The following is a 23,728-nucleotide window of genomic DNA, read 5'->3' on the forward strand; positions in this document are numbered from 1 at the left end:
GGGGACAGTGTCGAGGCGGGTCCCGGACGACGCGCGGCGTTCCGGACTAGTCATATTGTCGATCCGGCGGCGACGCTGCGTGGCAGCATCGCGCGGGCCGGCGGGCGCGGCGGCAATATCCGCTGGTCATCCGCTGCCCCTCAATGCCTATCCTTGGGCACGTTATGGATACGCCGCCTGCCTCCTCCCCGCTCGCCGATCTGCGGGCCCGTCTTTCCGGTGTGACCCTGCGTGACGAGCGTCGGCTGGCGCGGCGGATCGACGGGGCACGCCGGGTCCGCGACCCCGAAGCACGGCAGGCGCTTGCCGCCGAGTTGGCGGGGCTGGTCGAGACCGCCGAGGTGAAGGCGGAGCTGCGCCGGGCCTCGTGTCCGGAGATCACGTACCCCGAGCAGTTGCCCGTCGCGCAGAAGAAGGACGAGATCCTCGCCGCGATCCGGGACCACCAGGTCGTGATCGTGGCCGGTGAGACCGGCTCGGGCAAGACCACCCAGCTGCCGAAGATCTGCCTGGAGCTGGGCCGCGGGGTGCGCGGCCTGGTCGGGCATACGCAGCCGCGGCGGCTCGCCGCGCGGACCGTCGCGGACCGGATCGCCGAGGAGCTCAAGACCTCGCTGGGCGAGACCGTCGGCTACAAGGTGCGGTTCAACGACCAGGTGTCGGACGCGTCGCTGGTCAAGCTCATGACGGACGGCATCCTGCTGGCCGAGCTGCAGACCGACCGGGACCTGCTGCAGTACGACACGCTCATCATCGACGAGGCGCACGAGCGCAGCCTCAACATCGACTTCATCCTCGGGTACGTGAAGCAGCTGCTGCCGCGGCGGCCCGATCTCAAGGTCGTCATCACCTCGGCGACCATCGACCCCGAGCGGTTCTCCCGGCACTTCGGGGATGCGCCGATCATCGAGGTGTCGGGCCGGACCTATCCGGTCGAGGTGCGCTACCGGCCGCTGGTCGCGGACGACGCGCACGAGGACGGCGGGGACGACCGCGACCAAGTGCAGGGCATCATCGACGCCTGCCAGGAGCTCCAGGCCGAAGGGCCCGGCGACATCCTGGTGTTCCTGTCCGGCGAGCGCGAGATCCGGGACACCGCGGAGGCGCTCGGCAAGGCGGATCTCAGGAACACCGAGATCCTGCCGCTGTACGCGCGGCTGTCGTCGGCGGAGCAGCACCGGGTCTTCCAGGCGCATTCCGGGCGCCGCGTGGTGCTCGCCACCAACGTCGCGGAGACGTCGCTGACGGTGCCGGGCATCAAGTACGTGGTGGACCCGGGCACCGCGCGCATCTCCCGGTACAGCCACCGCACGAAGGTGCAGCGGCTGCCGATCGAGGCGGTGTCGCAGGCGTCCGCGAACCAGCGCAAGGGCCGCTGCGGGCGTACCTCGGACGGTATCTGCATCCGGCTGTACGCCGAGGAGGACTTCCTCGCGCGCCCGGAGTTCACCGATCCGGAGATCCTGCGCACCAACCTGGCGTCGGTCATCCTGCAGATGACCGCGATCGGGCTGGGCGACATCGCGGCGTTCCCGTTCATCGACCCGCCGGACCGGCGCAACGTCAAGGACGGCGTCGACCTGCTGCAGGAGCTGGGGGCGATCGACCCGGCCCAGACGGACGTCAAGAAGCGCCTCACGCCGATCGGCCGGCAGCTCGCGCAGCTGCCCGTCGACCCGCGGATGGCGCGCATGGTGCTGGAGGCGGACCGCAACAACTGCGTGCGCGAGGTCATGGTGATCGCCGCCGCGCTGTCCATCCAGGACCCGCGCGAGCGGCCGGCGGAGAAGAAGGAGCAGGCCCAGCAGCAGCACGCGCGGTTCGTCGACAAGGAGGCCGGCTCGGACTTCCTGACGTACCTGAAGCTGTGGGACTACCTGCAGGAGCAGCAGAAGGAGCGCTCGTCGTCGGGGTTCCGGCGGATGTGCAAGCAGGAGTTCCTGAACTACCTGCGGATCCGCGAATGGCAGGACGTCTACAGCCAACTCCGGCAGACGGTAAGGCAGATGGGGATCTCGATCGGCGACCAGCCGGGTGACCCGCAGCGTATCCACACCTCGATCCTGATCGGCCTGCTGAGCCATATCGGGCTGTACGACGCGGCCAAGCGCGAGTACGGCGGTGCGCGCGGCACGCGGTTCGCGGTCTTCCCGGGGTCGTCGCTGTTCAAGAAGTCGCCGCGCTGGGTGATGTCCGCCGAGCTGGTGGAGACCACCCGGCTGTGGGCGCGGGTGAACGCGCGGATCGAGCCGGAGTGGATCGAGCCGCTGGCCGGGCACCTGGTGAAGCGCAACTACAGCGAGCCGCACTGGGAGCAGCGGGCGGGCGCGGTGATGGCGTTCGAGAAGGTGACGCTGTACGGCGTGCCGATCGTGGCGCAGCGCAAGGTCAACTACGGGAAGATCGACCCCGAAGTGGCCCGCGAGCTGTTCATCCGGCATGCGCTGGTGGAGGGCGACTGGCGTACCCATCATGCGTTCCTGAAGGAGAACCGGGCACTCCTCGAGGAGGTCGAGGAGCTCGAACACCGGGCGCGGCGCCGGGACATCCTGGTGGACGACGAGACGCTGTTCGACTTCTACGACCAGCGGCTCGGTCCGGACGTGGTGTCCGGCCGGCATTTCGACACGTGGTGGAAGAAGACCCGGCAGAAGCAGCCGGATCTGCTCAGCTTCGAGAAGTCCATGCTCATCAACGAGCGGGCGGGCGGCATCGACGAGGCCGACTACCCGGACTTCTGGACGCAGGGCGAGCTGCGGCTGCCGCTGACGTACCAGTTCGAGCCCGGCAATGCGGCGGACGGCGTGACCGTGCACATCCCGCTGGCGGTGCTCGGCCAGGTGGTGCAGGACGGTTTCGACTGGCAGATCGCGGGCCTGCGCGAGGAGTTGGCCACCGAGCTGATCCGGTCGCTGCCCAAGACGCTGCGCCGCAACTTCATCCCGGCCCCGGACGTGGCGCGCGCCGCACTGGCCAACCTGAAGCCGCGCACCGAGCCGCTCGCGCAGGCGCTGGCCCGCGAGTTGCAGCGCTTGAAGGCGGTCCCGGTGCCGCCGGAGAGCTGGGACCTGTCGCGGATACCGGAACATCTGCGGATCACCTTCCGGGTCGAGGACGACCGCGGCAAGGCGCTGGCCGAGGGCAAGGACCTGGCCGAGCTGAAGATCCGGCTCAAGCCGAAGTCGCAGGCCAAGCTGTCGCGCGCGGCGGACACCGTGGAGCGCGCGGGGATCAAGGAGTGGGGCGGCCTCGGCACGCTGCGCCGCACGTTCGAGTCGACGCGCGACGGGCACCCGGTCAAGGGCTATCCGGCGCTGGTCGACGAGGGCGACAGCGTCGCGGTACGAGTGTTCGAGACGGAAGCCGAGCAGCAGGCGGCGATGTGGAAGGGCACCCGGCGACTGCTGATGCTGGGCGTCAACTCGCCGGTCAAGGCCATCGCGGGGCGCCTGCCGAACCGCGCGAAGCTGGCGCTGAGCCACAACCCGCACACCAATATCGCGGACATGTTCGAGGACTGCGTCGCGGCTGCGGTCGACAAGATCATGACGGATGCCGGCGGCCCGGCCTGGGACGCCGACGGCTTCGCGAAGCTGCTCGCCAAGGTGCGGGCCGACCTGCCGGCCACCACCGAGGACACGGTGGTCAAGGTGGAGCGCGTGCTGACCGTGCACCACGCGCTCGAGGTACGGCTGAAGGGCACCACCAGCCTGGCGCTGGTCCCGGCGCTGACCGACATCCGCGCGCAGCTCGCCGGGCTGGTGTACCGGGGCTTCATCGCGGACACCGGATGGCGGCGGCTGCCGGACCTGCTGCGCTATCTGCGCGGTGTGGAACGCCGGTTGGCGAAGCTGCCGAACGATCCGCACGGCGACCGGCACCGCCTGCTCAAGGTCGCGGACCTGCAGGAGGCGTACGAACGGCGGCTCGCGGCGCAGCCGAAGGGCCGTCCGCTGCCCGACGAGGTCCGGCAAGTGCGCTGGATGATCGAGGAGTTGCGGGTCAGCTACTTCGCCCAGTCGCTGGGCACGCCGTATCCGGTGTCGGACAAGCGGATCCTCAAGGCCCTGGAGTCCTGAGCCGCTCGACCCGGCCGCACACCGCAGAAAGTGAACCCCGTGCACACTCTTGAAAGTGCGCGGGGTTCGCTCTACGGTCCGCGATCGTGGGACACACTCGCCGCACCTTCGCCGCCCTCGGCACCATCCTCGCGGCCGTGGCCGCCCTCACCGCCGCTCCGGCGGCGCAGGCCGACCCGGTGCCCTGGCCGACGCCCGCGGTGCAGGGGCCGGTGACCGGGCCCGGCTCGCCGTGGACCGGCATCACCGACTCCGGCGAGGCCGCCGCCGCGGGCTACGGCGAACGCGAGTACTTCCTGTCCGGCACCGCGACCGCGTACCGCAAGGCGGGCACGTGGGACGCGTCCGGTGTGTGGGCCGTCGAGCCGGACACCACCGCCGCCTACAAGACGCGCGTGCTGGTGCGCACCCCGAACGACGCCGCGAAGTTCAACGGCACGGTCGTGGTCGAGTGGCTGAACGTCAGCGCGGGCTTCGAGACCGCCCCCGACTACCTGTACGCGCGCGCCGAGATGCTGCGCCGCGGCTACGCCTGGGTCGGGGTCTCCGCCCAGGCCCTGGGCATCGACGGGCCGCGCAGCCCGATCGGCTTCGGCGGGCTCAAGGTCTTCAACCCCGCACGCTACGACTCGCTCGTGCACCCCGGCGACGCCTATTCGTACGACATCTACACCCAGGTCGCGGCGGCGCTGCGCACCACCGGCCCGGCCGACCTGCTGGCCGGCCTCGGCCCGCGCCGGCTGATCGCGGACGGCGAGTCGCAGTCGGCGCTCCGGATGACGACGTACTACAACGCGGTGCAGCCGCTCACCCGGGCCTACGACGGATTCCTGATCCACAGCCGCTTCCCGAACACCGCGCCGCTGGGCGCCGGCATGTTCGACCCGCTGCTGCCGGTCACCCGGCTGCGCACCGACCAGGCCGCCCCCGTCCTGGTCACCGAGTCCGAGACCGACGTCCCGTACCACTTCCCGGCCCGGCAGCCGGACTCCGCCGCCTACCGGCTGTGGGAGATGCCCGGTACCTCGCACGCCGACGAGTTCACCGGCGCGGCCGCGCTGGGCTGCGACAAGCGGGTCAACTCCGGGCCGCAGACGTACTTGATGCGCGCCGCGCTGCGCAGCCTGTCCGGCTGGGTCGCGGGGGCGGCCGCGCCGCCGTCCATGCCGCGCATCACCACGGATGCGGCCGGCGGTGTCGTGCGCGACCAGCACGGCAACGCCCTGGGCGGTATCCGCATCCCGCAACTCGACGTCCCCATCGCGACGTTGACCGGCGACGGCAACACCGGCGCGGGTGAGTTCTGCTTCCTGACCGGCACCACCGTCCCGTTCCCGGCCGCGAAGCTCGACGCGATGTACGCCGACCACGCCTCGTACGTCGCGGCCTTCGACGCGGCCGCGCAGCGCACCGCGGACGCCGGCGCCTTCCTCGCCGACGACCTCGCCGCCCTGCACGCCGAAGCCGACGCGGCACCGGTCCCGCCCGGCACCTCGGCCGGCGGCAGCCAGAGCACCTTCGACGTGCAGGCGGAGGTCCAGCCCGGCAGCCTGTCCATGTCCCAGCAGGCGTCCGGTGTCGAACTGGCCCCGGTCACCATCAACGGCCGTACGCAGCAGGCGACCGGCCGCATCAACACCGTCGCCGTCGCGGACCTCCGCGGCGGCACCCTGGGCTGGTCCCTCACCGGGCGCACCACCGACTTCGTCTCCGACACCGGCGGCGTCATCCCGGCCGCGAAGTTCACCTGGACCCCGTCCTGCACGGTGACCTTCCCGGACTCGCCGAGCATCGCCGTGGCCGGCAGCCCCGGGCCGGTCGCGGCCGGCGCCCTGCTGTGCCGCCAGCCGGAGAATCCCCCGAAGACCGTCTCCGGCGGCTTCTTCGCGGCCGACGCCCGGGTCTCCCTGGAGGTACCCGCGTACACGCTGGCCGGCCGGTACACCGCGACGCTCACCTTGTCCCTGGTGTAGCCCGCACACCCGCGCCACAGGTCCGGAGGCCCTCTTGGGATCATGGGCCAGGAGTCGGGAACCGCGGCATTCGGAGGATCAGTGGGCGAGCCGTACCGGATCACCTTTGTCTGTACGGGCAACATCTGCCGGTCGCCGATGGCCGAGTGGGTGTTCCGCCGCCAGGTGGCCGACGCAGGACTGGACGGCGAGGTCGTGGTCGACAGTTCGGGTACCGAGGGCTGGCACCGCGGCAAGCCCGCCGACGAGCGCACCGATGCGACGCTGGCCAAGTTCGGCTACGGCAGCGGCCACGCGGCACGTCCCTTCGACGCCCGCTGGTTCCCCGCGTACGACCTGGTGATCGCCCTGGACCAGGACCACTGGCGCGAGCTGCGGCGCCGCGCGCCCGACGACGCATCCCGCGAAAAGGTCCGGCTGCTCCGCGAGTTCGATCCCGACGCGGACGGCGACCTGGACGTGCCGGACCCGTACTACGACGGCATCGAGGCCTTCGAGCACGTCCTGTCCCTGATCGAGGCGGCCTCCGCAGACCTCCTCGACGAAGTACGCCGCGGCCTCGCCGCCCGCTGACCCGGTACGCAACGGCGCGGCCCGCCCCGGAGGTGTTCCGGGGCGGGCCGCGCTTTTTGGTGCGGTGGGCGGTGGGCGGGTCAGCCCATGTGCACGGCGCCGCCTTCGGAGGGCAGCGAGTCCTTGCCGGCGTTGACCAGGAGGGCGGCGACGATCGCGCCGACCACCATGATCGCCGCGGCCCAGCCGAACGCCTGGGTGTAGCCGTCGAGTTGGGCCTGGATACCGGCCTGCATGGCGACCTCGGGGTTGCCCATCCGATCACCGAGCTCGGCGGTCTTGTCGGCCATGGCGTCCTTGCTCGCGGCGATCGCGATGCTGTTGAGCAGTGCGGTGCCGAGCGCGCCGCCGACCTGCTGGACGGCGTTGATCGAGGCGCTCGCGGCGCCCGCGTCGTGCTCGGCGACGCCGATGAGCGCGGTGCTGGCCACCGCGGTGAAGACCAGGCCGAGGCCCAGGCCGATCATGACCATGCCCGGGAACACGTGGGTGAGGTACTGCTTTTCCACGGTCACGAAGGTGAGCCAGAAGGTGCCGCCCGCGGCCAGCAGCGAGCCGAGGATGAGCGGGATGCGCGGGCCGATCTTCGGGAGCAGCGCGGCGGACGCGCCGGCCGTGATGAACACGCCCACGGTGATGCCGAGGGCGCCCGCACCGGCCTTGACCGCGCCATAGCCCAGCACGCCGCGCATGTAGAAGATCATGAACATCGTGGAGCCGATGAAGGCCGCGCCGACCAGCAGCATGGCCAGCAGGGCGCCGCCGCGGTTGCGGTCCGCGACGATGCGCAGCGGCAGCAGGGCGTGCGCGGTGCGCTGCTCGATCAGCGTGAAGGCCACCAGCAGGATGGCGCCGGCCGCCAGCATCACCAGGGTGAGGGTGTCGGTCCAGCTCTCCTCGGCGGCGCGGGTGAAGCCGTAGACGAGGGCGGCGAGGCCGAGCGTGACGGTGACCGCGCCCGGGATGTCGTAGCGGGTGTCGCCTTCGGCGCGGCTCTCCTGGAGGACGGGCAGCGCGGCGACGATCGCGACGACGGCGATCGGGACGTTCACCAGGAGGCACCAGCGCCAGTCGACGTACTCGGTGAGCACGCCGCCGAGCAGCAGGCCGATGGCCGCGCCGCCGGCCGAGATGCCGCCGTAGACCGCGAACGCCTTGGCGCGCTCCTTGGCGTCGGTGAAGGTGACGGTGAGGACCGCGAGTGCTGCGGGGGCGAGCAGCGCGGCGAAGACGCCCTGGAGGGCGCGGGCCCCGAAGAGCATGGCCTCGTTCTGGGCCACGCCGCCGAGGGCGGAGGCCAGCGCGAAGCCGACCATGCCGGCCATGAAGGCCTTCTTGCGGCCCCAGAAGTCGGCGATGCGGCCGCCGAGCAGGAGGAGGGCGCCGAACGTCAGGGCGTAGGCGGTCACCACCCACTGCTTGTTGGCGTCCGACATGTCGAGGTCGGCCTGGGCGTCGGGCAGGGCGACGGTGACGATGGTCGCGTCGAGCACGACCATCAGCTGGGCTATCGAGACGATGACGAGCACCCACCAGCGCTTCGAGGAGGCCTCGGATGACGCGGGTGTGGGCTTGTCGAGGACGGTTTGGGACATGGCGGTACCCCCGGTACGGGTTTCGTGGCTTCCGACGCGGACGTGCCGGGTCGGCGAGGTCGTTCATGCCGGGCCGCCGCCGTGGTGGGCGGCCGGTCCGGATGGTGGCGGGGGCCCGGGGTTTCGGGCTCCCGCGGACGGCTCAGCTGTGGCGCAGAGCGGGCAGGATCACGTGGTCGACGATGCCGAGGAGGTGTGCCTCGTCGGCATCGATGCCGTCGCACAGCGGGCGGTTGAGGACGGCCTGCACGAGGATCGGGACGCAGAATTCGACGGCGGCCGGGAGGCTGCCGAGTTCGCCGCGGTCCACGGCGCGCTGCACGAGCGCTTCGAAGGACGCGCGTTCGGGGCGGATGACCACTTCCCGGAGCATCTCCCCCAGCTCCGGGTTGGCGATCACGGAGTGGCTCATCGAGGCCATCAGCGGGGCGTCCTCGGTGGCCACTTCGGCCATGTGCGCGGCGACCGCGTACAGGTCGCCGGCCAGGCTGCCGGTGTCCACGTCCGGGTACATCGGACGCAGCGTGCTCATGGCGTGGATGACCAGGCGGGGCTTGCCCTGCCACTGCCGGTAGAGGGTGGCCTTGCTGATCCGGGCCCGGGCCGCGACGGCGTCCATGGTGAGCGCTTCGTAGCCGACCTCGCGGAGCAGTTCGACCACCGCACCGAAGAGTTCGCCTTGGCGCTCGGGGGTCAGCCTGCTGCGCCGTTCGGCATCCGCGGCCCTGACCTCGTCGGGGGACACCCGGGGCTCCTTCGGTGGACTCGATGGGTTCGGGGGATTCTACGGACCGGTCGAACGTGGGAACGAAACGGTTTCGTACCCGCTCACCAGACAATAGCACTATCGAAACGGAACCGTTTCGTACCCGCCGGATATTCCGCGACCCCCGGGCCGACCTTCCGGTCGGCTGCGGGTCAGGCCAAGTCCTCGATGAAGGCGGCCAGTTGGGCCAGGTTGCGGCATTCGACCATCGGTACGACGCGGTCGTACGTGGACGCCGCGGAGTCGCCGGTGTCCCAGTCGCGGTGCGGCTCCGGGTTCAGCCAGTGCGCGCGGCGGGCGGCGTCCGCCATCTTGGCCAGCGCGGGCAGCGCGAGCGGCCCGTAGTTGGAGCGGGCGTCGCCGAGGATCAGCAGGGCCGTCTTGGGCCCGATGACCTCGGGGTACCGGTCCGCGAAGAGCTCGAAGGCACGGCCGTAGTTGGTGCGGCCGGTCACCCACACCACGTCGGCCTTGGAGGTCAGGTCGCGCATCGCGTCGCCGACGTCCACGCCGGGCGCGAAGTGCGCGGTGACCTCGTCGAGGTTGTCGACGAAGGCGAACACCCGGACCTTGCTGAACTGTTCGCGCAGCGCATAGGCCAGCAGCAGGGTGAAGTGCGCGAACGACGACACCGAGTCGCTCACGTCGCACAGCACCACGAGCTCGGGCTTGTGCGGGCGGCGCGGGCGGTGGAACGTCCGCACCGGGACGCCGCCGGTGGACAGCGAGGCGCGCACGGTGCGCCTGAAGTCCAGCCGACCGCGCCGCCCGGCCTTGTGCTTGACCGCCAGCCGGGTGGCCAGCCGGCGCGCCAACGGGTGCACGGCGCGGCGCAGTTCGGCCAGGTCCTTGCGGGTGGCGCGGAGGATGTCGAGCTGTTCGAGCGGCGGGCGGACCGCGACCTTGGCGACCCGCTCGGCCGAGGTGTCCTCGGCGAGCCGGCGCCGGACCTCGGCGGTGATCATGTCCTGGAGTGCCGCGATGCGGTCCTCGAGGGTGCGGCGCGCGGTGCGCTCGGCCAGTCCCCCGCGGTCCTGCCCGGCCAGGACCGCGCGCAGCAGCCCGGCCATCAGGGTGCGCGGGTCGAGGGCGGCCCCGACCGCGTACGCCGACCAGGTCTGCCGCGGCGCACTCGCCGGGGACCGGCCGTACGTCGCCACCGCGTCGCGCACGAGCTGCCGCAGGCCCGCCTCGTCGCCGTCGAGGAGCAGGTCGAACAGCCTGGCGCGCATCCCGTCGGCGACCGGGTCCGGTTCGCGCAGGTTGGGCCGCGGCGGGTCGGGGCGCTCGGCGGGCGGCCCGCCGGCGCCGTCCCCGACCGCGGCCGGGAACCACAGGTCGAAGAGCGTGTCGAAGGTGGCCCGGTGGGTGGGCCGCTTGACCAGCGTGGCCGCGTACGCCGCCCGCATGGCCTCGCGGTCGACCAGGTCGAGCACGGTCAGCGCGCGGGCCGCGTCCAGCCCTTCGGCGAGCGAGACGGCGAGTCCGGCGCCGCGCAGCGCGTCCAGGAAGCCGACGTGCCGGTCGAGGAGGGCCATCGCGTCACACCGACTCGGCGGTGGGGAGCCCCAGTTCCTTGGCCGCACGGGTCTGGTCGGAGACGTGCTTGAGGACCACGCCGAGGGTGCGCGCGATGGCGTCCTCGTCGAGCGCGTCGGCCTCCAGGGCGAGCAGCGTGCGGGCCCAGTCCAGCGTCTCGGCGATGGACGGCGACTTCTTCAGGTCCAGGGCGCGCAGCGTCGCGACGGTGCGGACCAGTTGCTCGGCGAGCGCCTCGGTGATCTCCGGGACCTGGGCGAGCACGATCTCGCGCTCCCGCTCGGGGGTCGGGTAGTCGAGGTAGAGGTACAGGCAGCGGCGCTTGAGCGCCTCGGACAGCTCGCGGGTCGCGTTGGAGGTGAGCACCACGAACGGCCGCCGGGCCGCGGTGACGGTGCCCAGCTCCGGGATGGTGACCTGGAAGTCGGAGAGCACCTCCAGGAGCAGGCCCTCGACCTCGACGTCGGTCTTGTCGGTCTCGTCGATGAGCAGCACGGTCGGCTCGGTGCGGCGGATCGCGGTGAGCAGCGGCCGGGAGAGCAGGAACTCCTCGCCGAAGATGTCGTCGTGGGTGTCCGACCACTCCTGGCCCTCGGGCGCGGCCTGGATGCGCAGGAGCTGCTTGCGGTAGTTCCACTCGTACAGCGCGCGGCCCTCGTCGAGGCCTTCGTAGCACTGCAGCCGGACCAGTTCGGCGCCGGTCGCGGCGGCCACCGCCTTGGCCAGCTCGGTCTTGCCGACCCCGGCCGGGCCCTCGACCAGCAGCGGCTTGCCGAGGGCGTCGGCGAGGAAGACGGTGGTGGCGATGTGGCCGTCGGAGAGGTAGTCGCCGGCCGCGAGCCGGGTCCGGACATCCTCCGGCGAGCTGAACAAGGACGTCACGGCGGCAGCTCCCTCGGCTCTGCAGGGGCCCGGCGGCTGCGCGCGCCCGAGTAGTCAATTGACTGAATCAAATGCTACCCGGGCGTGCGCGCCGCGCGGAGGTCGGCCAGCCGCAGTTCGACGAGCAGCCCTTCGACGCGTGCCCGGTCCGGCGCCTCGGGCAGCACGGAGTCGACCGCGTCGAGTGCGGCCATCTCCTTCTCGAAAAGCTCGGCGAAGGCCTGCGGGTCGGCCGCGGCCAGCTCGCCGACCGCGAACAATTCCTCGCGCTGCGCGGTCATGTCGATCACCAGGTGCCCGGTGGCCAGCAGCGTCCGGGCCTGCCGGAGCAGCCGCAGGCAGTGCCGGCCGTGCTTGGCGGTGCGGCGCGGCAGCGATACGGCGTCACCCGCGCTGCCGTCGTGCCGCGCGGCCAGCTTGCGGGCCTGCTGCATCGCGTAGCCGCCGTACGCGGACCGGACGCACGGGGTGGAGAGGAACGCCTCGCGCGCCTCGACCAGGGCCCGGCCCGCCTCGGTCGCGACGGTGTACGCGTCGAGCCAGAGCAGTTCGCTGACGGTCGGGTTGCCCTTGAGGGCGAGAGTGGCGAACTTGTACAGCTCGTGCAGCGTCACATCGGGATCGGTGCGCACCGTGGAGCCGTTGAGGACGTCGGGCCCGCGCAGGCCGCAGACCTCGGCCGGGTCGGCGAGGTAGATGCCGAGCATGTCCTGGTCGGAGCCCTCGGTGGCCAGGCCGTAGGCGGTGGAGCCCACCACGCCCATGAGCAGCGTCGTCGCCACGTCGCGCACCTCTTTCTGCGGGCCCGCGGTCCGGTGCGGGATCGCCCGAGTATCGGGTACGCAGCGGGCCGCCGACCACGGGATATCCCCGGGTCCCCGATCCGGGTCCGGGTCCGCGGTCGGGGTCAGCGCTTGGACGCGGCCACGATCATGAGCGCGCCGAAGATCACCGCGAAGCCCAGGACGTAGATGGACAGCCGGATCCACATGCCGTTCTCGCGGCTCTTCTCGGACTCGGTCTCGGGGTGGGCCATGGCTCCTCCTGACATGACTGGGGCGGGGGCAAAGGCAAAGGCAAAGAGCAAAGGAGTGTTCAGTGCCCCGGAGGGGCCGGCAGGCAGGCGCTGAACGCGACCATCGCGGGCGCCGCGTGGACCATCAGGAACTCGACCGGCACGTGGTCGTCGGCGGACTCCATGACGTGCGGCAGCCCGGAGTCGAAGTGCGCGACGTCGCCGGGCCCGAGCAGGTGCACGGTGCCGTCCAGGGTCAGCCGCAGCTGTCCCGCGGTGACGTAGAGCCATTCCTCGCCGGGGTGCACCCGGGCCGGGCCGGTGGCCGGCGCAGGGGGGACGCGGACGCGCAGCGCCTGCATGCCGCGCCGCGGGCTGCCGGCTCTCCAGTACGTCCAGCCGTGCGCGTGGAAGGGCTCCGCGCGCTTGGCGCGGATGATGGTCTCCTCCCCCGCGCCCCGCTCGCCGAGGAGAGTCGATACTGTCGTGGCGTACACCCGGGCCAGGGTCAGCAGCGCGGGCAGCGAGGGCTGCCGGTGCTCGTTCTCCAGCCGGGACAGATAGGCGACGGACAGGCCGGTCACCCCGGCCGCCTCCTCGAGGGTCAGGCCGTGGCCGAGCCGGGCCTGCTTGAGGCGCTCGCCGAGGCCGGGAGCCGCGCTGGGCGCGGCGGACCGGTCCGATTGGGGTTGCGCTCCGAGGGTTCCTTCGGGCATAACTGCCACGCTAACCAGCCGTTCGGCGACGTGGCAATTTTCTTGCCCAGGAGGCAAAAGCGCATGGACATAGCCCTGCTGCAGGCGCAGTCGCAGCTGATCATCCGGCAGAACTTCCGGCTGATCGTGAACCAGTACGTCGTGCATCTGGTGAACCCGGACGGTTCGCACGGCCAGGTCGTCGCCTACGCCCAGCAGAAGCGCGGCAAGCTCAAGGAAGAGGTCATCCTCTACACCGACGAGAGCAAGCAGTACGAGCTGGCCCGCTTCAAGGCGAAGCAGATCCTGGACGTGCGGGCCGCGCACGTGGTGACCGCGGCGGACGGGACCGAGCTGGGCACCTTCACCAAGAAGTTCTGGCCCTCGCTGCTCCGCTCGACCTGGACGCTGCAGCGCCCCGGCCTCGAGCCCGCGACGGGCAAGGAGCGCAGCATGGCCGGCGCGATCATCCGCCGGCTCTGGGGTCTCATCCCGTACGTGGGCGCCTTCCTGCCGGCCCCGACGTACCACTTCGACTTCGCGGGCGACAGCTCGCAGGCCCCGGTGGTCTCCATCGAGCGCCAGATGAAGCTGCGCGACCAGTACATCGTCTCGTTTACCGAGCCGACCGTCGACCGCCGCCTCGGGCTGTGCGTCGCGGTCGCGATGGACGCGATCCAGAACCGCTGACCGGCCCGGAGCAGGCAGGTACGGGAAAGGCCCCCGGCGAGCACCGGGGGCCTTTCGCGTACCGCTGCGGGCCGGCTCAGTCCTCGGGGACGAGCACCGGCGTGTCGACCTTGAGCACCTCGCCGCGGAAGAAGCGCGGGCTGCGCAGCCGGGTGGCCTCCATGAAGACCACGCCGAGCAGCAGGACGCCGACGCCGATGACGAAGACGCTGCCCACGCCCAGCACCGAGCTGCCGCTGCCGTAGTCCGGGCTCCACGCGTCGACCAGCGTCTTGACGAAGATCGCGCCGAGCATGAGGCCGCCGACCAGCGGCATGATGCCCTTGATCAGCATGTCGCGGGCGCTGCGCGTGAGGTCGTGGCGGAAGTACCAGACCGACGAGAACGCGGTGAGCGCGTAGTAGAAGCAGATCATCAGGCCGAGCGCGGCGATGGTGTCCTCGAGGACCGAGGTGCTGACCAGCGTCATCACGGTGTAGAAGACGCCGGTGACGACGCCCGCGACGATGGTCGCGAAGCCGGGGGTCTTGTACTTGGGGTGCACGCGGGCGAAGGCCGGCGGGAACGCCTCGTAGGTGGCCATCGCCAGTGCGGTGCGGGCCACCGGGATGAAGGTGGTCTGCAGGCTGGCGACCGAACTGGCCAGCACCGCGATGAAGAGCAGGATGCCGAGGCCGGACCCGAGCACGGGGTCGGCGAGCTTGGCGAAGATGTTCGCGTCGTCGGTGTTGAGGCCGAGTCCGGTGTCGCCGACGCCGCCGACCATGAGGCAGGCGATGCCGGTCATGAGGTACGCGCAGACGATGACGAGCAGCGTGGTCATGGCCGCGCGGCCGGGCACCTTGGGGCCGCCCGCGGTCTCCTCGTTCATGGTCAGGGCGGCGTCCCAGCCCCAGTACATGAAGATCGAGAGCGACAGGCCGGCGGTCAGCGCGGCGAAGTTCTCGATGCCGAACGGGTTGAGCCACTCGAACGAGAACGACAGCGAGGTGTCGAACTGGCCGTCCTGGGCCTTGTAGATGGCCATCACGATGAACAGCGCGAGCACGGCCAGCTGCAGGAAGACCAGGAAGTACTGCACGCGCTTGGTCACCGTCATGCCGCGGTAGCTGATCGCGGTGGCGACGGCGATGAACAGCATGCAGGTGGGGATGTGGATCGCCTTGTTCTCGTCCCACGAGGCGATCCAGTCGCTGTTGAACAGCTCGCCGAGCGTCAGGTAGAAGAACGACGTCCCGATGCCGGCCAGATTGGACAGCACGATGATGGTCGCCATCACCAGGCCCCAGCCGGCCATCCAGCCGACCCGCGGGCCGAACGCCTTGACGGTCCAGGTGAACGAGGTGCCGGCGTCCGGCACGACCTTGTTCAGCTCGCGGTAGGCGAACGCGACCAGCAGCATCGGGATGAACCCGATGAGGAAGATCGCGGGCAGGTGCACGCCGACCTCGCGGACTGTGGGGCCCAGCGCGCCGGTGAGGGTGTAGACCGGGGCGACCGTGGAGATCGCCACGATGACGCTGCCGAAGAGGCCGATCGCGTTGCGGCTGAGTCCCTTGTCCTTGATGTCCGGTTCGGGCTCGTAGCGCAGCTCCCCCGGGGACTGGTGCCCATCGCCTGGGCGGCGCGTGTTCTCGATACTCACAAGCGACCAGACTAGGTCAGGATCCTGGGACGAACGACCGCCACGCCTGGGGTTCGAAGGACAAAACGGTACAGGTACCATGGCCCCGTTTTGCCTTGGTCATGTTCCGCACGATTGGCCCGTTTAGCCGGAACTGCGCTGCGGAAACCGTCAGTCCCCCAGCAGGTCCTCGGGCCGGATCGGGATCCGGGCCAGCGCCTTCCCGGTGGCGTCCCGGATCGCCGCGACGACCGCGGGCGCGGCCGACACCGTGGGCGCCTCGCCCACCCCGCGCAGGCCGTACGGCGCGTGCGGGTCCGCCAGTTCCAGGATCTGCACCGGCATCGCGGGGGCGTCCGCGATGGTCGGGATCAGGTAGTCGGTGAACGAGCCGTTCACCACCACGCCGCCGCGCACCACGATCTCCTCGGTGAGCGCCAGGCCCATGCCCTGCATCCCGCCGCCCTGGATCTGGCCGGCCACCGCCTGCGGGTTCATCGCGCGGCCCACGTCCTGGGCGGCGGCCAGTTCGACCACCTTGACCAGGCCCAGCTCGACGTCGACGTCCACCACCGCGCGGTGCGCGCAGAAGGTGTACTGCACGAACGCATCGCCCTGCCCGGTCTCCGGGTCGAGCGCCGAGGTCGCCCGGTGGCGGTACTCGGCGGTGTGCTCCACCGTGTGCCCGTCCAGGACATCGGCCAGGTCGTCGAGCGCCAGGCCGTCGGCGGCGGTCACCTTGCCGCCGCGCAGCAGGCAGTTCCCCGGCCGCCCGGCCAGCCGGAGGACCTCCTCGCGCACCAGCCGGCACGCGTCGCGCACCGCGCCGCCGGTGACGTACGTCTGCCGGGACGCGGACGTCGAGCCCGCCGAGCCCACCTGCGTGTCCGGGGTCTCCAGGACCACACGTTCGACACCGAGCTCGGTGCGGGCGATCTGGGTCCACACGGCGACGCCGCCCTGGCCCACCTCGGCGGCCGCGGTGTGCACGGTCGCGACCGGCTCCCCGGCCACCGCTTCGAGGCGTACGCGCGCCGTCGAGTAGTCGTCGTGGCCCTGCGAGAAGGCGACGTTCTTGACGCCGACCGAGTAGCCGATGCCGCGCCGCACGCCTTCGCCGCGCGTGGACCACGAGTAGCCGCCCGGCAGTTCGCGCGGGTCGGGGCGGCCGCCGGTGCCACTGGCCTCCCCGGGCAGCGGCATCGCGCGGACCATGCCGAGCAGCTCGGCCACCGGCGCGGGCGAGTCGAGCACCTGCCCGATGGCCGTGACACCGCCTTCCGCGAGGGCGTTGCGCTGCCGGAACTCGACCGGGTGCAGGCCGAGTTCGGCGGCCAGCCGGTCCATCTGGCTCTCGTATGCGAAGCACGCCTGGACCGCGCCGAAGCCGCGCATCGCGCCGCAGGGCGGGTTGTTGGTGACCAGCCCGATCGCCTCGGTCGCGATGTGCGGGACGTGGTACGGGCCGATCCCGAGGCCGGCCGCGTTGCCGACCACGGCGGCGGTGGTGGACGCGTACGCGCCGCCGTCCAGGACCACGCGGGCCTTCACGTAGACCAGCCTGCCGTCGCGGTCCGCGCCGTGCTCGTAGTCCATGACCGCGGGGTGCCGGTGCACGTGGCCGAGGAAGGACTCCTCGCGCGAGTAGACCATCTTGACCGGCTTGCCGGTGTGCAGCGCCAGCAGGCATGCGTGGGCCTGCAGCGTGAGGTCCTCGCGGGCCCCGAACGCGCCGCCCACGCCGCCGAGCGTCAGCCGGACCTTCTCCTCGGGCAGGCCGAGCACGGGGGCGAGCTGCTGCCGGTCCACGTGCAGGAACTGGGTGGCGACGAACAGGTCGACGCCGCCGTCCTCGGCCGGGACGGCGAGCGCGGCCTCGGGGCCGAGCGGCGCCTGGTCCTGCATGCCGACGGTGTACCGGCCGCGGACCACCACGTCGGCGGTCGCCCGGTCGGGGTCGCCGCGCCGCACCGGCTGGCGCGAGACGATGTTGTCGGGCCAGTGCGGGTTCACCACGGGGGCGCCTGCGGCCAGGGCCTGCTCCTCGGTGACCACCGGGTCCAGGACTTCGTAGGCGACCTTGATGCGGGCGGCGGCGCGGCGGGCGGTCTCGGGGTGGTCGGCGGCCACGATCGCGACCGGTTCGCCGTGGTAACGGACCTCGCCGGCGGCCAGCACGGGGGTGTCCGCGGTCTCCAGGCCGTACAGGTTGCGGCCCGGGATGTCCTCGTGGGTGAGGACCGCTTCGACGCCGGGCGTGGCGAGCGCCTCGCCGAGGTCCACGGAGACGATGCGGGCGCGCGGGTGCGGGCTGCGGAGTGTGGCACCCCACAACATGTCGTCGGCCCACAGGTCGGAGGCGTACGCGAAGGCGCCCTTGGCCTTGAGGATCCCGTCGGGGCGCAGCGGACTGCCGCCGATGCCGCTGTCCGCGGGCGGCCGGGTGGCGACCGCGGTCTCGCGGCCCGAGGTCTGCTCGGAAGTGCCCGGGTTGTCCATGCCTGCCCCCTCGTCGGTCCGGTGCCGCGGTCGCCGCCGCGCGGTCGCCGCGGTTCCCGTTTCCCGCTTGCCTCCCCAGTGAACTCCCCTGAGGCGCCGCAGCGAAGCCGGGCGTCACCCGGGTGGCGGTGCGCGGGCGGCCGGGGCTCCCGAACCGGCCCGGGGCAGCGGCCCTTCACCTCCCCGGCCATGGGCCGTACAGTGCGCTCCGAGACTGGCACGGGGTGCCACATCGCCGATCCGAGGGAGTCCCGCCGATGCCGCTGAACGCCGAACTGGCCGCACTCCTTGCCGCGGTCCCGCTGGTCCCGTTCACCGGGGACCCCGTGGCGGTCCGCGCCCAGATGAGCGCGCAGATGCAGCACCGGCCGGTGACCACGCCGCTGGAGCGCGTCGAGGACCGCACCATTCCCGGCCCCGAGGGGGCTCCCGCGCTGCCCGTGCGGATATACGCGCCGAGCACCGAACCGGGCCTGCCCGTCGTGGTGTTCTTCCACGGCGGCGGGTTCTGCATCGGCGGGATCGACAGCCACGACCCGGTGGCCCGCAAGATGGCCGAGCAGGTCGGCTGCCTGGTGGTGTCGGTGGACTACCGGCTTGCGCCGGAGCACCCGTTCCCGGCCGCGCACGAGGACGCGTACGCGGCGTACGCCTGGGTGCGCGCGCACGCCGCCGAGCTGGGCGGCGACCCGGCGCGCGTGGCGGTGGCCGGGGACAGCGCGGGCGGCTCGCTGTCCGCGGCGGTGTGCCTGATGGCCCGCGACCGCGGCGTGCCGCAGCCGGAGTTCCAGCTGCTCTGGTACCCGGCCACCGACCTGAGCGCCGAGTCGCACCAGGCGGACAGCGAGGACCCGCTGCTGCCGCAGACCGCGATGGACTGGTTCACCGAGCATTTCTTCTCGAAGATCGACGAGGCCGACCTGGTGCCGTACGCGTCGGTCGGGCTCGCCGAGGACCTGTCCGGGCTGGCGCCCGCGCTGATCGTGGTGGCCGGCGTGGACCCGCTGCACGACCAGGGCGTGGCGTACGCCGCGCGGCTGGCCGAGGCGGGCGTGCCGGCCGTGCTGGAGGACTACGAGGACATGTCGCACGGCTTCGTGAGCTTCGCGGACTTCGTGCCGCCGGCCGCGAAGGCGACCGAGGGCTCGTACGCGGCGCTGCGGGCGGCCTTCGGCACGGCCTGAGCGCGGGCGTGCCCGGGCGGCACCGGTTCGCACTGGTCCGCGGCAGTCAGTCGGCGCGGGCCAGCGCGATGACCGCGACGTCGTCGCCCGGGTCGCCGGTGAACGCGGCCAGGTCGTCGCGCACGAAGGCGGCGACCGCGGCCGGGTCGACGGCGCTGCGTCCGCCGAAGCGCAGCGACAGGCGGTCCTCGGCGGCATAGAAGGCGCCGTCCTTGTCGCGCGCCTCGCTGACCCCGTCGGTGTGCAGCATCAGCACCTCGCCCGGGCCGAGCGGGTGCGTGGTCACCTCGACGGGGGCGGCGGCCAGCGGACCGAGGCCGAGCGGCACGCCGGGCCGGGTGGCGAGCCGGGCGGCCCGGCCGTAGGTCACCAGGACGGGCGCGGGGTGCCCGCGGTCCGCGATGCGGACCTCGGGCCGGTCCGGCGGGAACTCCAGGAACAGCGCTGTGACGAAGAGTTCGGCATCGCCGTTCGCGCCGGAGTCGCGCACCAGGCGGCGTTCCATGTGCGCGGCGAGGTCGGGCAGGTCCGGGATGTCGAATGCGGCGTCCCGGAAGCTGCTGAGCACCGTGCCGACGTGCTGGATGGCGGTGAGCCCCTTGCCGCGTACGTCGCCGATCACGACGCGGACCCCGAACGGCGTCTCGACCAGGTCGTACAGGTCCCCGCCGATGAGCGCGCGCCGGTCCGCGGCCTCGTAGTAGCCGGCCGCGCGCACCGGCCCGAGGGCGGTCGGGATCGGCTTGAGCAGCAGGAGCTGCAGGGCCTCGGCGACCGACTTGGCCTCGACGAGATGGTGGGCGTCGCGTTGGCGCTGGCGGGCCAGTTCGATGCTGACCAGGCCGAGGATCAAGGTGGAGATGTAGAGCCCGACGTGGTGGATCTCGTCGAGGTGGTCGAAGCGGGAGGCGAAGAGCAGTTCGAGCCCGAGCGACACCACCAGGAGGAGGGCCACGGTGCGCGCGCGGTGCGTGATGGCGGCGAGCACCGGCACCGCGATGAGCAGGAAGCCGGAGGCGAACCGGCGCGGCAGGGTGATCTCCGCGACGAAGTCGATGGCGATCACCGCGAACGGCGCCCACCGCACCCAGGCCGCGGTGATCGGGCCGGGCGGCCGGTCGAGGCGGCCGGCCACCCTCCGGTCGCGCTTCGGCTCGGTGCTCACGCACTTCACGATATAGGGACAAATATGTACATCGCTCTATCGTCGCGGCCGTCCGGGGTACTCCGGACGCCGCGGACACGCGATGGGGACGAGTGATGCGGACGAGCGATCGGGACGAGCAGCCGCGTCGCCCCGGGCAGGCGTCCGATCAGGCGGCGTCGCGGCGCGGCAGCACGAGCAGTTCCCCGCTGCCGGGCCGCTTCATGACGTCGACCGGGTGGCCGTACAGCTCGGACAGCGTCGGCGCGGTGCAGACCTCCTCCGGTGCGCCGCAGGCGACCATGCGGCCGCCGGCCAGCAGCGCGATGCGGTCGGCGTACGCGGCGGCCAGGTTGAGGTCGTGCAGCACCACGAGCACCGCGTCGCCGCGGCGGGCCCGGTCGCGGGCCAGCTTGAGGACGTCCTCGGTGTGCTTGAGGTCCAGCGCGGCGGTCGGCTCGTCGAGGAACAGCATCGGGGCCTGCTGTGCGAGCACCCGGGCGAGCGTGGCGCGGGCCTGCTCGCCGCCGGACAGCGACGGGAAAGCGCGCCGGGCCAGGTGGGCGGTGTCGGTCTCGGCGAGGCAGCGGGCCACGATCTCGTCGTCGGTCTCGTCGCACGGCATGCCCAGGTACGGGGCGCGGCCCATGCGGACCACCTCGTCCACCGTGAACGGGAACGCCAGTGCGGTGCTCTGCGGCATGACCGCGCGGTGCCGGGCCAGTTCGCGGGCGCCGAGGTCGGCGATCGGGTGCCCGCCGACGAGGACCTCGCCGCCGGTCGCGACGAGGTCGCCGGTGAGCAGGCCGAGGAGGGTGGACTTGCCGGCGCCGTTGGGGCCGAGCATCGCGACCAGTTCGCCCGGGTGCACCTCGAGCGAGACGCCGTCGACCAGCCGGGTGCCGTTCTCCAGCGCGTAGGTCACGCCGCGGGCCGCGACCGCCGCGGTGCCCGGCAGGATCTCCACCGCCGGACAGGACCTCCGGGTCAGCGCACCGAACCGGTTGCGGACCTCGACGAGCAGACTCATGCCCAACCCCCTTGCTTGGAACGGGTACGACGCAGCAGCCACAGGAAGAACGGGGCGCCGAGCAGCGCGGTGAGCACCCCGAGGGGCACCTCGGCGGGCAGCGCCACGGTCCGCGAGGCGAGGTCGGCGGCGACCGTGACGATCGCACCGAGCAGCGCGCCGGCGGGCAGCAGGAGTGCGTGCCTGGGCCCGGCGATCAGGCGGATCAGGTGCGGCACCACGAGGCCGATGAAGCCGACCACGCCGGCCGCGGCGACGGCCGCGCCGACCAGCAGCGCGGTGAGGACGACGATGCCGAGCCGCACCCGCTCGGTGTCGACGCCCAGGTGCCGGGCGCCGCGCTCGCCGAGCGCGAGCAGGTCGAGCGAGCGGGCGTAGAAGGGGAGGACGAACAGGGCGATCAGCGCGAACGGCAGCAGCGCCCAGATGACGTCCCAGTTCGCGCCGCCGAGGCTGCCCAGGTTCCAGAACGTGATGCTGCGCAGCTCGGCGTCGTCGGCGATGAAGGTGAGCATGCCGATCCCGGCACCGGCCAGCGCGTTGACCGCGACGCCGGTGAGGATCAGGGTGACCACTTCGGTGCGCCCGTTGGACCGGGACAGCAGGTAGACGGTCAGGGTCGTCACCAGGCCGCCCAGGAAGGCGAATGCGGTGACCGTCCAGGAGCCGAAGGAGGTGATGCCCAGCACGATCGCGGCGACCGCGCCGATGGCCGCACCGGACGAGACGCCGATGACCGCGGGCTCGGCGAGCGGGTTGCCGAACACGCCCTGCATCGCCGCCCCGGCGCAGCCGAGGCACACGCCGACCAGGATGCCGAGCACCACGCGCGGGAAGCGGATCGCCCAGAGGACGGCGTGGTTCTGCTCGGAGACGTACCCGACGTCGAGCCCGGCCTTGTGCAGCAGCGAGGCGACGACCTCGGAGGGCGGGATCCGCACCGCGCCGATGCCGGCCGCGAGGATGCACACCGCGAGCAGCCCGAGCGCGAGAACGGGCACAAGCCACCGCCCATGCCGCCGCACGGCAGGCGCCGCAGCCGCGCCGCCCTCGACACCGCCGGACTCCGTCCCCTTCCCCACGACTGCCCCCGCTGCGTGGCCCCCGCCCCCCGCGGGGTCCGCGGCGCGAGCGGATGGGACGGCCGATCCGGCCCCTGGCCGCATGCCGGCCGTCGCCCCGCCGGTGCCGGGCAGCAGGCCGCTCCCCGGCGCTGCACCAGGAGCAGCGGTGTCACCATCCACGGGGTCCGCGGCGCGGGCGGGGTCGGCTGCGGCCCCCGCCGGGCTCCCCGTTCCCGACGCGTTCGCCGTCGGCGTGCGCGGCTCGGTGTCGCCCCGCTCGTCCTGCCCATTGCGTCCGGTCTGCTGGAGGCTGCCCATCTGCCTGCCCTCCCCCGCCCTCGCCGCGTCGTCCCGACCCGTCTCGTCCCGTCCGTCAGCCGTGCAGTGCGGTGACGAGCTTGTCGAGCGCCTGGCCGGTGCGCGGGCCCAGGTTGCCCAGCTCGGAGTCGTCCATGATGACCAGCTTCTTGTTCGCGCCGGCCGGGGTCTGGGCCAGGCCGGGGAGCTTGAAGACGCCCTCGGGGCCGCCGACCGACTCGACGCCCTTGGTGAAGGCCAGGATGAAGTCCGGCTTCGCGGTGACCGCGGCCTCCGGGGTGAGCGGCTTGAAGCCGTTGACGCCGGCCTCGACGCCCGCGTCGACCGCGTTGGCGGCCTCGATCATGATGTCGCCGCGCGAGCCGCGGCCGCCGAGCTGCGGCGGGATCTCGCTGCCGCGCATGTAGAGGAACGCGACGCGCGGCTTGCCGGTGGACTTCTCGGCCTTGAGCTTGGCGGCGGCGATCTCGGTGTTCGTCTTGTCGGCGATCTCCTTGCCCTTGGCCGGGACGCCGAGCGCCTTGGCGACCGCCTCGATCCGGACCGCGGCGTCCGCGAGCTTGTCGCCCTTCGGGATGATCACGACGGGGGTGCCGGTGGCCTGGAGCTGGTCGATGACCGTCTTGGGCCCGGCGTCCGGGGTGGCCACGATGACGCTCGGGCGCAGCGCGACGATGCCCTCGGCGTTGAGGGAGCGCTGGTAGCCGATCTGCGGCTTGCCCTTGGCCTCGGGGAGGATGCCGCCCGAGCTGTCCACGGCCGCGACGTTGTCGGCGAGGCCGAGAGCGAAGACGATCTCGGCGACGTCCCCGTTGAGCGGGATGATCCGGCTGACGTCCTTGACGGTGACCTTGCCGCCGCCGACCGAGTCGACGGTGACGGGCAGTTCCGGCTTCGCGGGGGCTGCGGCGCCCGGCGTCGACGCGCCGGTGGCGGCCGCGTTGTCGGCCTTGGCGTCGGACTTCTTGTCGGAGTCGCTGCCGCATGCGGTCGCGAAGGCGGTGACGGACAGCACGGCTGCCGCCAGACGCAGGGAGTTGCGCATGCGCATGAGAGGT

Annotated in this window: 18 protein-coding genes; 5 read left to right on the top strand and 13 right to left on the bottom strand. The window is 72.2% G+C overall.

What is annotated here, in order from left to right:
- The first annotated feature begins 164 nt into the window (after window positions 1-164).
- The 3 genes from hrpA to LZ495_RS00080 all read left to right on the top strand — a co-directional run bounded on the left by hrpA (window position 165) and on the right by LZ495_RS00080 (window position 6,625).
- The gene (gene hrpA, locus LZ495_RS00070; protein ID WP_235049661.1) at window positions 165-4,079 is read left to right on the top strand and encodes an ATP-dependent RNA helicase HrpA; all 3,915 of its coding nucleotides are present in this window, start codon (window positions 165-167) and stop codon (window positions 4,077-4,079) included.
- 86 nt (window positions 4,080-4,165) lie between these two features.
- Complete coding sequence (locus tag LZ495_RS00075; RefSeq protein ID WP_235049662.1) at window positions 4,166-6,052, top strand: alpha/beta hydrolase domain-containing protein; 1,887 nt, start codon at window positions 4,166-4,168, stop codon at window positions 6,050-6,052.
- Window positions 6,053-6,094: 42 nt separating this feature from the next.
- A complete protein-coding gene (locus LZ495_RS00080) occupies window positions 6,095-6,625 on the top strand; it encodes a low molecular weight protein-tyrosine-phosphatase (protein WP_268822166.1) in 531 nt (176 codons plus the stop codon).
- Window positions 6,626-6,705: 80 nt separating this feature from the next.
- Here LZ495_RS00080 and LZ495_RS00085 read toward each other — a convergent pair whose 3' ends face one another.
- The 7 genes from LZ495_RS00085 to LZ495_RS00110 form a co-directional block, all read right to left on the bottom strand.
- A complete protein-coding gene (locus LZ495_RS00085) occupies window positions 6,706-8,220 on the bottom strand; it encodes an MFS transporter (protein ID WP_235049664.1) in 1,515 nt (504 codons plus the stop codon).
- 142 nt (window positions 8,221-8,362) lie between these two features.
- The gene (locus LZ495_RS00090; RefSeq protein ID WP_235049665.1) at window positions 8,363-8,965 is read right to left on the bottom strand and encodes a TetR/AcrR family transcriptional regulator; all 603 of its coding nucleotides are present in this window, start codon (window positions 8,963-8,965) and stop codon (window positions 8,363-8,365) included.
- A gap of 173 nt (window positions 8,966-9,138) precedes the next feature.
- Window positions 9,139-10,524, bottom strand: a complete 1,386-nt coding sequence (locus LZ495_RS00095) for a vWA domain-containing protein (protein ID WP_235049666.1) — start codon at window positions 10,522-10,524, stop codon at window positions 9,139-9,141.
- A 4-nt stretch (window positions 10,525-10,528) separates the two neighbouring features.
- Window positions 10,529-11,407, bottom strand: coding sequence for an AAA family ATPase (locus LZ495_RS00100; RefSeq protein WP_372498498.1), 879 nt, complete (start codon window positions 11,405-11,407; stop codon window positions 10,529-10,531).
- Window positions 11,408-11,481: 74 nt separating this feature from the next.
- On the bottom strand, window positions 11,482-12,189 hold the full coding sequence (locus LZ495_RS00105; RefSeq protein ID WP_235049667.1) for a nucleotidyltransferase domain-containing protein: 708 nt from the start codon (window positions 12,187-12,189) through the stop codon (window positions 11,482-11,484).
- 125 nt (window positions 12,190-12,314) lie between these two features.
- Window positions 12,315-12,443 (bottom strand): hypothetical protein, encoded by a 129-nt coding sequence (locus LZ495_RS43680; RefSeq protein WP_268822167.1) that lies wholly within the window; start codon window positions 12,441-12,443, stop codon window positions 12,315-12,317.
- Window positions 12,444-12,502: 59 nt separating this feature from the next.
- Entirely contained in the window at window positions 12,503-13,138 is a 636-nt protein-coding gene (locus LZ495_RS00110; RefSeq protein WP_235049668.1) for a helix-turn-helix domain-containing protein, read from the bottom strand.
- 63 nt (window positions 13,139-13,201) lie between these two features.
- Between LZ495_RS00110 and LZ495_RS00115 the strand changes: the two genes are divergently transcribed.
- A complete protein-coding gene (locus LZ495_RS00115; RefSeq protein ID WP_235049669.1) occupies window positions 13,202-13,807 on the top strand; it encodes an LURP-one-related family protein in 606 nt (201 codons plus the stop codon).
- 76 nt (window positions 13,808-13,883) lie between these two features.
- On the opposite strand, the gene LZ495_RS00120 is transcribed toward LZ495_RS00115, so the two are convergent.
- Both LZ495_RS00120 and LZ495_RS00125 read right to left on the bottom strand, forming a co-directional pair.
- Window positions 13,884-15,398 (bottom strand): APC family permease, encoded by a 1,515-nt coding sequence (locus tag LZ495_RS00120; protein ID WP_235050439.1) that lies wholly within the window; start codon window positions 15,396-15,398, stop codon window positions 13,884-13,886.
- A gap of 204 nt (window positions 15,399-15,602) precedes the next feature.
- On the bottom strand, window positions 15,603-17,930 hold the full coding sequence (locus LZ495_RS00125; RefSeq protein WP_235049670.1) for a xanthine dehydrogenase family protein molybdopterin-binding subunit: 2,328 nt from the start codon (window positions 17,928-17,930) through the stop codon (window positions 15,603-15,605).
- A gap of 257 nt (window positions 17,931-18,187) precedes the next feature.
- Between LZ495_RS00125 and LZ495_RS00130 the strand changes: the two genes are divergently transcribed.
- Entirely contained in the window at window positions 18,188-19,114 is a 927-nt protein-coding gene (locus LZ495_RS00130) for an alpha/beta hydrolase (RefSeq protein ID WP_235049671.1), read from the top strand.
- A 46-nt stretch (window positions 19,115-19,160) separates the two neighbouring features.
- On the opposite strand, the gene LZ495_RS00135 is transcribed toward LZ495_RS00130, so the two are convergent.
- From LZ495_RS00135 to LZ495_RS00150, 4 genes are all read right to left on the bottom strand, one after another.
- On the bottom strand, window positions 19,161-20,279 hold the full coding sequence (locus LZ495_RS00135) for a PP2C family protein-serine/threonine phosphatase (RefSeq protein WP_235049672.1): 1,119 nt from the start codon (window positions 20,277-20,279) through the stop codon (window positions 19,161-19,163).
- Between the two features lie 148 nt (window positions 20,280-20,427).
- On the bottom strand, window positions 20,428-21,288 hold the full coding sequence (locus tag LZ495_RS00140; protein WP_235049673.1) for a heme ABC transporter ATP-binding protein: 861 nt from the start codon (window positions 21,286-21,288) through the stop codon (window positions 20,428-20,430).
- Window positions 21,285-22,454 carry a FecCD family ABC transporter permease gene (locus tag LZ495_RS00145; protein ID WP_372498516.1) on the bottom strand — a complete coding sequence of 390 codons (1,170 nt, stop codon included), beginning with the start codon at window positions 22,452-22,454 and terminating at the stop codon, window positions 21,285-21,287. Before LZ495_RS00145 ends, LZ495_RS00140 begins: the two co-directional genes overlap by 4 nt.
- Window positions 22,455-22,725: 271 nt before the next feature.
- Complete coding sequence (locus tag LZ495_RS00150; protein ID WP_235049674.1) at window positions 22,726-23,721, bottom strand: heme/hemin ABC transporter substrate-binding protein; 996 nt, start codon at window positions 23,719-23,721, stop codon at window positions 22,726-22,728.
- Window positions 23,722-23,728: the final 7 nt, after the last annotated feature.

The sequence above is a fragment of the Yinghuangia soli genome (assembly GCF_021502675.1).
Classification (GTDB): domain Bacteria; phylum Actinomycetota; class Actinomycetes; order Streptomycetales; family Streptomycetaceae; genus Yinghuangia; species Yinghuangia soli.